Source organism: Cytobacillus sp. FSL K6-0265 (genome assembly GCF_038003465.1).
In the GTDB taxonomy this organism is placed as follows: domain Bacteria; phylum Bacillota; class Bacilli; order Bacillales; family Cytobacillaceae; genus Cytobacillus; species Cytobacillus stercorigallinarum.
The window spans coordinates 4,029,878-4,044,375 of record NZ_JBBOPE010000001.1 but is presented as its reverse complement, the minus strand read 5'-3'; the positions used below and the strand labels follow the sequence as shown (position 1 = coordinate 4,044,375).

Sequence of the window (14,498 nt, the reverse complement as noted above, 5' to 3'; positions counted from 1 at the left end):
TAATCTAACTATCATGGTTCTTACATAGAATTCTCATCTTCAAAAACTAGTATAGAAGATAACAAGGAAAGTGAAAAAGCTTAGAAGCGACGGATTTAAATGGAAATGGCTCATTTTCCTAATAAAAAATGACTTGGAGGCAGTAAAATGAAAATAGTGATTATCCCATCTGGTTTTAAGGAGTGTTTGGAAGCTGAGGAAGTAGCGAGTGCGATTGATAAAGGGATCAGGCGTTTTGATTCCGCTGTGGATACTCATGTTATTCCAATGGTTGATGGTGGAGAAGGTTTTGTCAAAACAATTATTAAAATTAAGAAAGGTGAACTTAAATTTATTGACGCCACAAATCCTGTAGGTGAAAAAGTACAGACATACTTTGGGTTGTATGAGGAAAACAACGTAAAAACAGCCGTAATTGAAATGGCCGCTATTGCTGGGCTTAGAATGGTTCCTCTTCATCAACGTAACCCTTTAAATACTCATACTTATGGTGTAGGAGAATTAATTTTAGCTGCCTTAGAATCAGGAGCGACTCATATTTTATTTGGCTGTGGTGATTCGGGTACATCCGATGGTGGGGCGGGTATGGCACAAGCGTTGGGTGCTAAATTTTTTAATCAAAATCATCAACCAATAGAAATTACGGGAGGGGGCTGCTTAAGTGATATTGCATATATGGATTTAACCAATATAGATTCTAGATTATCTCAAGTACAAATAAATGTCGCGTGTAATTGGCATAATGTACTTTGTGGTCCAAAGGGAGTGGCGCACGTATTTGCACCCCAAAAAGGAGCTTCCTTACTAGAAGTAGAGATATTGGCTAATGGTTTATCGCACTTTGCTAATTTAATAGAGAAGGCTACGGGGCATAATGTGAAAACGCTACCAGGTAGTGGCGCATCTGGGGGATTAGGGGCAGGTTTAGTGGCATTTGCAGGTGCAAAACTATTTCCACGTTATGAAATTATTATGAAATATATTCAAATTGAAGAACATCTAGAAGGTGCTGACCTTGTATTAACTGCGGAAGGGTGTATAGATAGACAGACACCAAACGGGAAGATTCCTGCGGAAGTTGCTAGATTAGCAAAACAATTGGGCATACCGGTGATTGCAATTACTGGGTCCATTGGAAAGGATGCATGGGTAAACTATACAAGTGGGATTGATGCTTATATGAGCATTATTCAGAAGCCAACTTCATTAGAAAAGGCGATGGAAGACGCAGCAAATTTAATTGCTGATTGTGCAGAGGCAGCTGTACGTCAAATTCAGGTTGGCTATCGAATTGCTGAAAGGAAATTGGGCAAAGGTATCATATGAAATCTAATCGTTTACTAGAAAACCAGCAACCGTCTACTGGAACATTCTTATCTAAGCTTCCAAATGTAACACAATTTATCGTCATTCTTCTCTCATTTTTGTGTTCATTCATTGTTTTCACAGAGAATATAGCTTATGATGCAAAGGTTTCTATGATTGTTTTCATTATTACACTAGCTTTATGGGTATGTACAAAACTTCCTGCCGCTTATGTGGCTTTAGGTGCATTACTATTACTCATTTTATTAAATGGTGCAAATACAGATGTGCTCTATTCGTCCTTTTCTTCGGAGATCATTTGGTTGATGATTGGTGCTTTTATTATTGGAGAAGCATTTAGTTCTTCTGGTCTATCTCTTCGAATGACACGAGTCATTATTCATAAAGCTAAAAACACAAACCAACTATTATTGTATTTGATGTTGTCTCTGTTTCCATTGGCTATCTTTATTCCTTCCACTTCCGGCAGGGCGGTACTCATGTTGCCAATTGTAAGAGAAATAGCGAATCTTGTTAAGAATAAGCAACAAAGAGAAATCATTGCATTGTTCGTACCAGTCATTATTTTAATGACAACCTCTTCAACATTATTAGGAGCGGGTTCACATTTAATCGGGATTGAAATATTAGAGAAGACCACAGGAGATAGTATCTCTTATATAAATTGGTTGATATGGGGGCTCCCTTTTACCTTGATCATCAGTTTCATCACATATTTTGTTTTTAAATTATTTTTTTCAAAGGAATTAACTGCAGCCCCATTTGACGCGAACAATATCAACAATATATATGAAGTAAAGCCTGTTTCCAAAAAGGAGAAGCAAACCCTTATTCTTTTAACTGTCTTGATTTTGTTGTGGCTAACAGAAGCACTTCATGGATATGAAATAGGTTTGATTACAATTGTAGGTGCCTTTATTTTTATGCTGCCTAAGTATGGCGTCATTACCTGGAAGAAGGGTTTACAGGCTGTATCGTGGAATTTGATTTTATTTGTCGCTGGTGCAACAGCATTAGGTAAGAACCTGGTGGAAACAGGTGCGGTAAGCTGGATAGAGCAGGGGGTATTTCAGTTAATAGGAGCTTTTCCCCCTATCCCTGCATGGGGACTTGTGATTCTTATTATCCTCATCGCTATAACCAGTCACATCTACATTACCTCACATACGACAAGGGCGGTAGTAATGGTACCAGGTATATTAATGCTTAGTATGACACTTAATTTAGAGCCATCCTCTATGCTCTTTTTAAGCTTAGTAGGGATGAACTATTGCTTAACTTTCCCGGTCAGTTCGAAGGCATTATTAGTATACTATGAGCATGACACGATGAGTTATCGTGCCAATATTTTATTAAAGTTAAATATGTTCTTAATGCCGATTTATTTTATATTGATGATTTTGTTTTACTTTACTTATTGGAACTGGACAGGGTTATAAGTGTAAAAAAAGGAGCCTTCATTCGGCTCCTTTTGCATTATATTAGTAAAGCTATAATCATTGAGCGTGAGATGTATGTACAGTTTTAATCACTCTTCTGCTATAAAATATTCTCGTAAATATTCTACCCATAGATGATGACCTTGTTCATTCGGGTAGTAATCTTCCTCCAAGTACTCTCGAATGAATGGATCATTAGTATTTGGCCAAGCTTCCCAATGGTTAATATAAGTTAATCCTTGTTCAGAAGCATACGTTTCTAGCGCATCCACTTGCTGTTTATATTTTTGCGGTAAATAAAAAGGATTGGCGGGTTGCAACATCACGGTTACTTCTGGATTCGTTTCTGAAAGTGTTTCTCTCCATTTGTCGATATTCTCAAGCGGTTCCGTCACATCTTCATACCAATCATTATCTTTCATTAAGAATGGTTCAATTAATACTAGATCAGGTGATAACTGGTCTACTTCATCAATATTAAAGTCACCTGAAAAACGATCAAAACGAACGGTTTCTACTGTTATGGAGTCTTGATAATGTTCACGTATGTTAGCGGCTAACTGTGCAGCCCAACCGTCTTCTTCCCCCATTGAAGAATCAGAGCCAACGAGCACCAGGTTATAAGGGACGTTGTTTTCTAAAGTTTGTGCATAAGATTGTACAGCATCCTCTGGCCAATTAGCAGCCATTGCTAGAAAACTTGCCTGGATTGCTTTTTCCTCTTTTTCTACTGAATTTACATCGGCACTTCCATTCATGCTTGTTCTTTCCACCCAAGCAACGTGACTCACGACGATAATTACTAGACTGAGCAATCCGGCTAATATAATGGATATTATTTTCATATAATCACTCCTTTCATCCTATTTAGTAAGAAAAGTTATTAAAATATAATAATTGAAAAATAATAAAACTAATAACCTACTTTTGGTTGTTTAATAATAGATTATATAGTCAATAGTATCAAAAAAATATAAATTTTTTCCTTAAAAATAGCAAAATGTAACAAATGTTGCATTTTATATGGTATAATCAATTTTGCTTAGTTCTTAACTGGGAGGGGCACATGGAAGAAACTATTAGTCTAAAAGAACTGTTTGATACATTAAAGAAGAGAATCATCTTAATCTTGTCAATTACTATCGCGGCGGCCCTTATAAGTGGGGTGGTCAGCTACTTTGTATTAACTCCAGTCTATCAATCGTCTACACAAATTTTAGTGAACCAAGCAAAAGATAATCAAGAAATAACAAAAAGTGATTTAGACGGTAATTTACAATTAATTAATACATATAACGTCATCATCAAGAGCCCAGCGATACTAGATATCGTCAAGGAAGAGCTTAATTTGAATTTTTCAACAAGTGCATTAAATGAAAAAATTTCCGTCCAAAGTGAACAAAACTCTCAAGTTGTAAAGATTTCAGTGGAGGATGAAAGTGCCGAACAAGCGGCGCTCATTGCAAATAAAACAGCTGAAGTGTTCCGAAGTGAGATACCAGACATTATGAATATAGATAATGTCTCCATTTTAGCCAGTGCCGAGGTAGCGGAGAATCAATCACCCATCAAACCCAACCCGCTATTGAATATTGCCATTGCACTTGTAGTAGGTTTAATGGCTGGTGTTGGCCTTGCATTTTTACTTGAGTATATGGATAACACAATAAAGAATGAAGAAGATATTGAAAAAACGGTTGGCTTACCTGTCCTTGGATTAGTAGCTAACATTGAAGAGGGAAATGAAAAGGCAGGGGTACAAAAACATCAAAATACGAGGAGGAGTAACGTTGGCTCTAATACGGAACAAGCATAATAATCAGCTGAAACGAAATATCATTACGAAACATCAACCAAAGTCACCGATATCAGAGCAATACCGTACGATTCGAACAAACATTGAATTCTCCTCGCTCGACGAAGATATTCGTACAATGATGATCACTTCAGCTGGACCAGGGGAAGGAAAATCGACAACTACTGCTAATCTTGCTGTTGTTTTTGCCCAACAAGGTAAAAGAGTACTCCTGATTGATGCTGATCTAAGAAAACCAACTGTGCAATACACCTTTAATGTGTTGAATACGAGAGGATTAGCTAATGTCATTTCTCAACAGACGGTACTTACAGATGCTGTCCAAGAATCAGAAGTAGAGAATCTTTTTATTCTAACAAGTGGGCCGATTCCACCGAACCCATCGGAGATGCTTGGCTCAAAAGCAATGGATCGCGTGATTGAAGAGGCGACAACGCTATTTGATATCGTGATATTTGATACACCACCATTATTGGCTGTAACGGATGCACAAATTCTTTCAAATAAATGTGATGGCACTGTGCTCGTTACCCAGAGTAAAAAGACTGAGAAAGAACAACTATTAAAAGCGAAGGAATTATTGCAGTCAGCAAAGGGGAAAATCCTTGGAGTTGTTCTAAATAAGATGAATATGAAAAAATTAAACGACTATTATTACTATGGTTCGTAAAACCACACCCTTTTTACGCAATTATAGAAACTTTCATTTTGTCTTTTTTAATAATCATTCAATTTGTAATATTTAAAATACTGATAAGGAGGAGAGTAATGATTGATATCCATTGCCACATCCTACCCCATTTAGATGATGGCGCACAAACATTTGAAGAATCATACAACATGGCAAAGCAGGCAATAAATGAAGGAATCACTGCAATCATTGCCACACCTCACTATCAAGAGAAGTATAGGAATGACAAGGAAAAGATCGTGGGAGAGGCCTATCGTTTAAATGAAAGATTGCAGGCAGAAGATTTCCCGCTGACTATCCATCCGGGACAAGAGGTGCGGATATTTGGGGAAGTATTACAGGAATGGCAAGAAGGGAAAATTCAAACATTAGCAGACACCAACTATATGTTTATTGAATTTCCGTCGAATCATGTACCGAAATACACAGAGAAATTGTTTTATGACATGCAGCTGGAAGGGCTTATACCCATAATCGTACACCCAGAGCGAAACCAGCAGCTGATTGAACAACCGGAACTATTATATTTCCTAGTTAAAAAGGGAGCACTCACCCAAGTGACCGCCGGAAGTCTCGTCGGCCACTTCGGCAAAAATGTAAAAAAGTTTACGCAGCAAATCATCGAAGCGAATCTCACCCATTTCATCGCTTCTGATGCACACAATACATCAACCAGACCTTTCCATTTCAACAAAGCAATCGACACCCTCGACAAGCTTTACGGAACGGATATTGTCTACCTCTTCACAGAAAATGCCGAGCTACTCCTTAACGGGGAAAACGTTATGAAGGAAATGCCCGAAAAAATCAAACGTAAGAGGGTATTTGGGTTGTTTTAAATTGACAAATAGGACGAGCCTATCTTCTTATCGTGTTTTGCTATGTCTATTATCGGTGAATCTGTTTGGTTTTTATATAGGTATATAAGACTAAAACCTTTATCTTATAACCGGTGTTTACAGATAACGATTTTACATAATGAAGTAGGCCCCGATCCTAAAAAAGAAATCATTTAGGTAAGAGGGAGATGGCTAATGACTTATCAAAAAAGGATGACTTTTTGGGTGGCACTTGATTCCATCATTGTGCTATCAGCTATATATATAAGTTATTTTACTTTGCATCCTAGTTTGCAGTTATTAAGTTCTAAACTATTGCTCGTAACGTCCATTAGCCTACTCGTGAGCCATCACGTATTTGCTTTTATTTATAAGTTATATGATAAGGCTTGGGAGTATGCTAGTATCGGGGAGCTACTGGCCATTGTTAGAGCAGTAACTTTCTCAATCGTCGTTACTATCATTCTTCAACAACTGCTAGTAGGTCATGTGGGCTATCGTGCCATGATTATGACTTGGATGTTACATGTCCTCCTAATCGGTGGATCAAGATTTTCTTGGCGTATTTATCGTGATCGATATATTAAGCCACAAAACCAAATGGAACGAGCATTAATTATTGGCGCAGGTGCTGCTGGTACCATGCTTGTTAAACAATTAAACAATCACCCAGAAACAGGAATATTGCCGGTTGCCTTTATCGATGACAATCGAACGAAATATAAACTGCAAATACATAATGTGCCTGTCGTTGGTCAGTCTCATCAAATCATCGAAAAGGTTGAAACCTTGCTGATTGATAAGATTATTATTGCAATTCCTTCTTTAAAAAAAGAAGAAATGCAAAAAATCTTTGATGCTTGTGCACAAACGAGTGCCAAAACCGTTATCATGCCAAGAATTGAAGATATTATGGTCGGTAATCTATCCGTGAATCAATTCCGCGATGTACAAGTCGAGGATTTACTTGGCAGAGAACCTGTACAACTGGATATGGATAGTATTTCGAAAAAGATTACCGATAAGGTTGTTCTCGTTACGGGCGCTGGAGGATCCATTGGCTCTGAAGTAGCGAGACAAATATGCAAATTTTCTCCGAGCAAGATTCTCTTACTAGGACATGGAGAAAACTCGATTTATCAAATTGATATGGAACTAAAGAAAGCGTATGAACAAACCATCGAGATTGTTCCCATCATTGCTGATATTCAAGATCGTGATCGCATATTTGAAATCATGGATATACATCAACCTGACGTCGTTTATCATGCAGCAGCACATAAACATGTGCCGCTAATGGAATTTAACCCAAAAGAAGCAGTGAAAAATAATATCCTAGGGACGAGAAATGTAGCTGAAGCAGCTGATACTTTTTCCGTAGGCACATTTGTTATGATTTCTTCCGATAAGGCAGTGAACCCAACAAATGTCATGGGCTCAACTAAACGAATTGCCGAGATGATTGTCCAACAACTCGACCGACAAAGCGAAACGAAGTTTGTTGCTGTACGATTTGGGAATGTCCTTGGTAGCCGAGGCAGTGTCATTCCATTATTTAAGAAGCAAATTCAACAAGGTGGACCCGTAACAGTGACACACCCAGATATGACTCGTTACTTTATGACGATTCCTGAAGCATCGAGATTGGTTTTGCAAGCAGGTTCGTTAGCAAAGGGTGGAGAAATCTTCGTTCTTGATATGGGTCAACCAGTAAAAATTGTAGACCTTGCCAAAAATTTAATTCAACTATCCGGATATAATATTGAGGATATAGGGATCCGTTATACAGGAATCCGCCCTGGTGAAAAAATGTATGAAGAACTACTAGGTGAGAAAGAAATACATGATGAAGCCGTTTTCCCAAAAATCTTTATTGGCAAAGCCGTCTTAGAACAAGAGAACGAAATACAATACTTAATCAGTGAATTTACGAAGATGACTCAGCAAGAAATCAGCGAGTTTGTCGTGAATCTAGCTAATCATAGAAAGAATAAAATGTTATCTCTAGTCGAATAAATGAGGAGTGGTAGAAATGAAAAAAGTAAAAAAGGCGATTATTCCAGCAGCGGGCTTAGGGACAAGATTTCTACCTGTAACAAAAGCGATGCCAAAAGAAATGCTACCGATCGTTGATAAACCAACGATTCAATACATCGTCGAAGAAGCGGTAGCATCAGGTATTGAAGACATTATCATCGTTACAGGAAAAGGCAAAAGAGCAATCGAGGATCACTTCGACCATTCCTATGAACTAGAAGAAAACTTGTTACAAAAGCAAAAATTCGATTTACTCGAAAAAGTAAAAGAACCATCAAAAGTCGATATTCACTATATTCGTCAAAAAGAACCGAAAGGCCTTGGACATGCTGTTTGGTGTGCCCGCAAATTCATCGGCGACGAACCATTCGCTGTTCTCCTTGGTGACGATATTGTTGAAGCGGAAACACCATGTCTGAAACAGCTGATCAATGAATACGATGAAACCCTGTCCTCTATCATTGGGGTACAAACGGTACCAATGGAGGAAACCCATCGTTATGGCATTATTGACCCGGCGATACAAAGCAACCGTCGCTATCAAGTCAATCACTTTGTCGAAAAACCAGCGGAAGGAACAGCTCCTTCTAACCTAGCCATCATGGGAAGATATGTGCTCACGCCAGAAATCTTTATGTTCCTAGAAAAACAACAACGAGGAGCAGGCGGTGAAATTCAACTAACCGACGCCATTCAGGAATTGAATCAAATCCAACGCGTCTTCGCCTATGACTTCGAAGGCCAACGCTTTGATGTCGGCGAAAAGCTCGGATTCATCAAAACAACAATCGAAATGGCACTCAAAAACAAAGCACTACAACCAGAACTACTAACGTTCCTAGACGAAATAATAAACGAACACAAAAACAGCACTATATAATAGTAGATTCTCGGATTTTTTCACAAAAAATCGATCAATAAAACAAAAAAGGTGATGTCTTCTAACCTTTATCAATGAAGGCACTCGGTTATGCTGTGGGTTTTGGATAGACCTTAGACTTGATTGTCGGTAGTGTGGTGTGAGGTGGGGTTGGATGCCCTGTTATTTTATATGAAGTAACTACATATGTTGAGAAAAGTTACTAGTTATTAGTAATTTTAAGGTAAAAGCGTTTATGACTATTTCGCTGTAACTGCTTTTTCTTTGTGTTTAAAGATGATAAGAATCTCAAAGTCAGGTCTTTGCAATGATTTTGTCAATCATTTTTGTGTGAAATAGAGATTGATTGCATAGATTTTCCAAGGTGGTCTTCGGTGTAGATAACGTTTAGTGGGTTAGTAGTTGATTGGAATGGAAGAATAGCTAATTTTAATTAAGTACTAATCTACTAATATTTAACTTAACAAGGGAAGGAAGTCTAGAAGATGGAGTCGACAAAAGTGAAAGAAAGAATATTCCTCTCCTCACCACATATGAGTGATGAAGGTTATGAAATGCAATACATAAAGGAAGCTTTTGATACAAACTGGATTGCACCCCTTGGTGAAAACGTAAATGGATTTGAAAGAGAGCTTGCTGAGATGGTTGGTTCTAAAGCTGCAGCAGCACTGTCTTCAGGGACAGCTGCTATTCACTTAGCTATTAAAGCAGTAGGAGTTGGGGAAGGTGATATTGTTTTCTGTCCAACACTTACCTTTGCAGCTACTGCAAATCCAATCATTTATCAAAATGCGATTCCTGTTTTTATCGATAGTGATTACGAAACATGGAATATGAGTCCGAAAGCTTTGGAAGAAGCATTTGAAAAGTATCCAGAAGTGAAGGCGGTAATTGTTGTTCATCTATATGGTTTGTCGGCAGATATGGATAAGATTATGGAGATTTGTAAGAAAAATAACGTAGCTGTTATTGAAGATGCTGCGGAGTCTTTAGGTACTTACTATAAAGGTAAGCATACAGGGACTTTTGGTGATTATGGCATCTTTTCTTTTAATGGGAACAAGATTATCACGACTTCAGGTGGTGGGATGCTTGTTTCTGATAATGAAGAGCGAATTGCAAAGTCGAGATTTTGGGCTACTCAATCAAGGGATCAAGCAAGACATTATCAACATAGCGAATTAGGGTTTAATTATCGAATGAGTAATGTGGTTGCTGGGATTGGTAGAGGGCAGCTTAAAGTGTTAAATCAAAGAGTTGCCAAAAAGAACTACATTTTTGAGTTTTATAAAAGAGAGCTTGGTGGGCTTGAAGGTGTTGAATTTATGCCTAGTAATGAATGGGATGAACCAAATTACTGGTTAAGTTCGATGACGTTGACTGGTAAAGTAAGACCGATCGATATATTTGAAGCATTGGAAGCAGAAAACATCGAGTCAAGACCAGTATGGAAACCCATCCATTTGCAGCCTTTCTTTGAGAAATTTGATTTTGTTGGTGATGGTGTATCAGAGAATTTGTTTGAGAATGGTGTATGTTTGCCGTCTGATACGAAGTTGACGGATGAGGATTTGGAAAGAGTCGTTAAAACTATTAAAGGGCTATGGTTAGAATAATGAAGAAATCCAAAGGTGGTATTTATAGAACGTTTTTGAAAAGACCAATGGATTTTATACTTTCTTTAATAGCTATTATTGTTCTTAGTCCAGTATTTTTAATAGTTGCTGTACTTGTGAGAACGAAGTTAGGTAGCCCTGTGATATTTAAGCAGAAACGACCTGGGCTTAATGAAGAAGTTTTTCTGATGTATAAGTTTAGGACCATGACGGATGAAAGAGATGATAAAGGGGAGTTACTACCTGACAGTGTTAGGTTGACGAAGTTTGGTAAGTTACTGCGTTCTACATCTCTTGATGAACTACCGGAACTTCTTAATATTTTGAAGGGTAATATGTCCATAATTGGCCCTAGGCCATTATTGGTGCAGTATTTACCGTTATACAACAATCATCAAAAACGACGTCATGAAGTAAGGCCGGGGTTATCTGGTTTGGCACAGGTTAGTGGTAGAAATGCGATTAGTTGGGAAGACAAATTTAATCTAGATGTTGAGTATGTAGAGAATGTAAGTTTCATTAAGGATTGGAAGATAATCTTTTTAACCATAAAAAAGGTCTTCGTCAGAGAAGGTATTAATTCAGAAACTGCTGCTACGATTGAGCCTTTTAAGGGAACTAAAAAGGAAAGAATGGAAATATGAAAAACAACCTTTTAATAATTGGGGCTAGCGGCCATGGAAAAGTTGTTGCAGATATAGCATTGAAAATGAATAAATGGCAAAACATTGCGTTTTTAGATGACGACAAAAGCCTTAAATCATCGATGGGTTTAGAAGTCATTGGAACATCAGATGATGTTTTTTCTCATTTGGCTGAGTATGAAGTATTTGTTGGTATTGGTAATAATGGTACAAGACAAAGGATTCATGAAATGCTGGAAACAGTAGAGGCCAGTATTCCTGTATTAATTCACCCGAATGCGGTAATCGGAAATCAAGTGGAAATAGAGCATGGAACAGTTGTAATGGCAGGAGCAGTAGTTAACTGCTGTACTAAAATAGGAAAAAGTTGCATTATTAACACCGGCTCTACAATCGACCATGATAACTGTATAGAAGATTTTGTACATATTTCCCCAGGTGCCCATTTAGCAGGTACGGTCAAGGTTGGACAAGGAACTTGGTTAGGTATTGGCAGTGTAGTTAGTAATAATATAAATATCACCAACGGTTGTACAGTTGGTGCAGGTGCTGTTGTGGTTAAGGACATATCTAAACCCGGAATATATATTGGTGTTCCGGTTAGGAGAGTATAAAGTATGAAAAAAAATATTTGGATTTGGAATCATTATGCTACAAACATGTATAAAGACCAAGCGGGAAGACATTATTGGTTTGCAGAAAATTTAGTGAAACAAGGTTATAACCCTACTATTTTTTGTGCATCTACAGTGCATAACTTAAATGAAGATTTTGATACTGGTAGTAATATTTATACTTCAGATATGAGTAATGGAATCCCCTTTGTATTTGTGAAAACACCTCAATATATTGGTAATGGGCGACAGCGGATTAAAAACATGTTTTCATTTTATAAGAATCTTTTGTCTATATCGAAAGAATATGCAGAACAATATGGGAAGCCGGATGTGATATTAGCTTCAAGTGTGCATCCTCTTACTTTAGTTGCAGGAATAAAAGTAGCAAGAAAATTAGGGGTTCCATGTATTTGTGAAGTAAGAGATCTTTGGCCAGAAAGTATTGTAGCGTATGGTGCTTTAAAAAGAAATAGTGTAATTGCTAAAATATTATACCAAGGCGAGAAATGGATATATAAGAATGCCGACTCTATCATTATGACATGGGAGGGAGGCAAACAATATATTATGGATCAAAAATGGAATAATCATATAGATCTAAATAAAGTAAAACATATAAGTAATGGGGTAGTAATTAATAAATTTGATAAAAACAGTGAAGAACATAAGGTAATAGATTCAGATCTAGATAATAAAGACTATAAAAATGTTGTATATGCTGGTTCTATAAGGAAAGTAAATAACCTTGGAATGGTGTTGGATGCTGCAAAAATAATTCAAAACCAAGGTAAGAAAGACATTAGATTCTTAATATATGGTTCAGGTGATGAAAGTGAGCCACTTCAAAAACGCTGTAAAGAGGAAGGCATAATTAATGTCATATTTAAAGGACGAGTAGAAAAGAAATATATACCTTCGATTCTTAAAAAGTCTTACATTAATATACTTCATAATTCAAGTACATCACTTGATAAGTATGGCCAAAGTCAGAATAAATTTTTTGAATATTTGGCAGCTGGGAAATGTATCGTACAAACATATACAACAGGTTATAGTATCTGTGAAAAATTCAATTGCGGAGTTAGTGCCCCGGTACAAAACGCAGAAGAAATCGCTAAAGCTATAATTGCAGCTAGTAGTGATGAAAGAAAAAATAGTTTAATGGGGAAAAATGCACGAGAAGCTGCTTATCAATTTGATTTTAATAGATTAACAGAGAAACTGATTAATATTATTGAAAGTGTAGATGAAAGTGAGGAATTAACTAATGAACCTGTACGACAAACTAGTTAATAAAGAGGAAAAAATAGCAGTCATTGGATTAGGGTATGTAGGAATGCCTATAGCGGTTGCTTTTGCTAAGAAGGTTAATGTTATCGGATTCGACCTTAATACCGAAAAGATTGAGCAGTATAAGGATGGAATAGATCCAACCAATGAAGTTGGTGATGAAGCTATAAGACATACTACAGTAGATTTTACTTCAGATCCAACTAAGTTACAGGAGGCAAAATTCCATGTTGTGGCTGTTCCTACACCTGTAAAAGCAGATAAAACACCCGACTTGACTCCTATAGAAGGTGTAAGTAGAACAATTGGAAAAAATCTTACTAAAGGGTCAATTGTAGTGTATGAATCTACAGTGTATCCAGGAGTAACAGAAGATATTTGTATTCCTATTCTTGAAAGAGAGTCAGGCCTTAAATGTGGAGTAGATTTTAAAGTAGGTTATTCTCCAGAACGTATTAACCCTGGTGATAAAGTACATAGATTAGAGAATATTACAAAGATTGTTTCCGGCATGGATAAGGAATCTTTAGAGGAAATTGCTAATGTTTATGAGTTGGTTGTCGAGGTTGGAGTACATCGTGCCGGTTCTATTAAAGTAGCTGAAGCAGCAAAGGTTGTAGAGAATAGTCAACGTGATATAAATATTGCATTTATGAATGAATTAGCTATTGTTTTTGATCGTATGGGTATAGATACGCAAGAAGTTGTAGAAGCAATGAATACTAAATGGAATGCACTTGAATTTTCACCTGGATTGGTTGGTGGTCACTGTATCGGTGTTGATCCTTACTATTTTTTATATGAAGCTGAAAAGTTAGGGTATCATTCACAAATTATTTTGTCCGGAAGAAAGATTAACGATGGTATGGGAGAATTTGTTGCGGATGCAATTATAAAAAAATTGATTTTAGCAAACAAGGTAGTAAAACAAGCAAGAGTTGTTATCTTGGGTATAACTTTTAAGGAGAATTGTCCTGATACACGTAATTCAAAAGTGGAGGATATCATTAAACGTCTTAATGAATACGGAATTGAGCCAACTGTAGTCGATCCTTATGCAGATCCTGTGGAAGCTAAATATGAATATGGGGTGGACTTGGTTCCTTTTGATATGATAAATGGTGCGGATTGTATTGTATTTTCTGTTGCACATGATTTGTTTAGGGAATTATCCATGGAACAGATAGATAATATGTTTAAGAAGTTGCCAAATAAAGAAAAGGTTATTGTAGATGTAAAGGGTATTTTAAATAAAAATATGATTGAGAAAAATGAATATATTTATTGGAGACTGTAAGGAGTA

The 14,498-nt window shown here is 37.0% G+C and carries 13 protein-coding genes; 12 read left to right on the top strand and 1 reads right to left on the bottom strand.

What is annotated here, in order from left to right; all coding sequences use genetic code 11:
• Positions 1-147: 147 nt before the first annotated feature.
• Positions 148-1,326, top strand: a complete 1,179-nt coding sequence (locus tag MHH73_RS20475; protein WP_341069107.1) for a glycerate kinase family protein — start codon at positions 148-150, stop codon at positions 1,324-1,326.
• On the top strand, positions 1,323-2,765 hold the full coding sequence (locus MHH73_RS20470; RefSeq protein ID WP_341069105.1) for an SLC13 family permease: 1,443 nt from the start codon (positions 1,323-1,325) through the stop codon (positions 2,763-2,765). The genes MHH73_RS20475 and MHH73_RS20470 overlap by 4 nt, the downstream gene beginning before the upstream one ends.
• A gap of 89 nt (positions 2,766-2,854) precedes the next feature.
• Here MHH73_RS20470 and MHH73_RS20465 read toward each other — a convergent pair whose 3' ends face one another.
• Positions 2,855-3,610 carry an SGNH/GDSL hydrolase family protein gene (locus MHH73_RS20465; protein WP_341069102.1) on the bottom strand — a complete coding sequence of 252 codons (756 nt, stop codon included), beginning with the start codon at positions 3,608-3,610 and terminating at the stop codon, positions 2,855-2,857.
• A gap of 221 nt (positions 3,611-3,831) precedes the next feature.
• Here MHH73_RS20465 and MHH73_RS20460 point away from each other — a divergent pair, with 221 nt between their 5' ends.
• From MHH73_RS20460 to MHH73_RS20415, 10 genes are all read left to right on the top strand, one after another.
• Positions 3,832-4,581 (top strand): YveK family protein, encoded by a 750-nt coding sequence (locus MHH73_RS20460; RefSeq protein ID WP_341069100.1) that lies wholly within the window; start codon positions 3,832-3,834, stop codon positions 4,579-4,581.
• The gene (locus tag MHH73_RS20455) at positions 4,556-5,251 is read left to right on the top strand and encodes a CpsD/CapB family tyrosine-protein kinase (protein WP_225230702.1); all 696 of its coding nucleotides are present in this window, start codon (positions 4,556-4,558) and stop codon (positions 5,249-5,251) included. Before MHH73_RS20460 ends, MHH73_RS20455 begins: the two co-directional genes overlap by 26 nt.
• Positions 5,252-5,349: 98 nt before the next feature.
• A complete protein-coding gene (locus MHH73_RS20450; protein WP_341069096.1) occupies positions 5,350-6,111 on the top strand; it encodes a tyrosine-protein phosphatase in 762 nt (253 codons plus the stop codon).
• A gap of 195 nt (positions 6,112-6,306) precedes the next feature.
• Complete coding sequence (locus tag MHH73_RS20445; protein ID WP_191816056.1) at positions 6,307-8,127, top strand: polysaccharide biosynthesis protein; 1,821 nt, start codon at positions 6,307-6,309, stop codon at positions 8,125-8,127.
• A gap of 16 nt (positions 8,128-8,143) precedes the next feature.
• On the top strand, positions 8,144-9,028 hold the full coding sequence (gene galU, locus MHH73_RS20440; RefSeq protein WP_191816054.1) for a UTP--glucose-1-phosphate uridylyltransferase GalU: 885 nt from the start codon (positions 8,144-8,146) through the stop codon (positions 9,026-9,028).
• Positions 9,029-9,528: 500 nt separating this feature from the next.
• A complete protein-coding gene (locus MHH73_RS20435) occupies positions 9,529-10,644 on the top strand; it encodes a DegT/DnrJ/EryC1/StrS family aminotransferase (RefSeq protein ID WP_341069859.1) in 1,116 nt (371 codons plus the stop codon).
• Positions 10,644-11,288, top strand: a complete 645-nt coding sequence (locus tag MHH73_RS20430) for a sugar transferase (RefSeq protein WP_341069090.1) — start codon at positions 10,644-10,646, stop codon at positions 11,286-11,288. Before MHH73_RS20435 ends, MHH73_RS20430 begins: the two co-directional genes overlap by 1 nt.
• Positions 11,285-11,902 carry an acetyltransferase gene (locus MHH73_RS20425; protein WP_341069088.1) on the top strand — a complete coding sequence of 206 codons (618 nt, stop codon included), beginning with the start codon at positions 11,285-11,287 and terminating at the stop codon, positions 11,900-11,902. The genes MHH73_RS20430 and MHH73_RS20425 overlap by 4 nt, the downstream gene beginning before the upstream one ends.
• Positions 11,903-11,905: 3 nt before the next feature.
• Entirely contained in the window at positions 11,906-13,198 is a 1,293-nt protein-coding gene (locus MHH73_RS20420) for a glycosyltransferase family 4 protein (protein ID WP_341069085.1), read from the top strand.
• On the top strand, positions 13,173-14,492 hold the full coding sequence (locus tag MHH73_RS20415; RefSeq protein WP_341069082.1) for a nucleotide sugar dehydrogenase: 1,320 nt from the start codon (positions 13,173-13,175) through the stop codon (positions 14,490-14,492). Before MHH73_RS20420 ends, MHH73_RS20415 begins: the two co-directional genes overlap by 26 nt.
• The last annotated feature ends 6 nt before the right edge of the window (positions 14,493-14,498 follow it).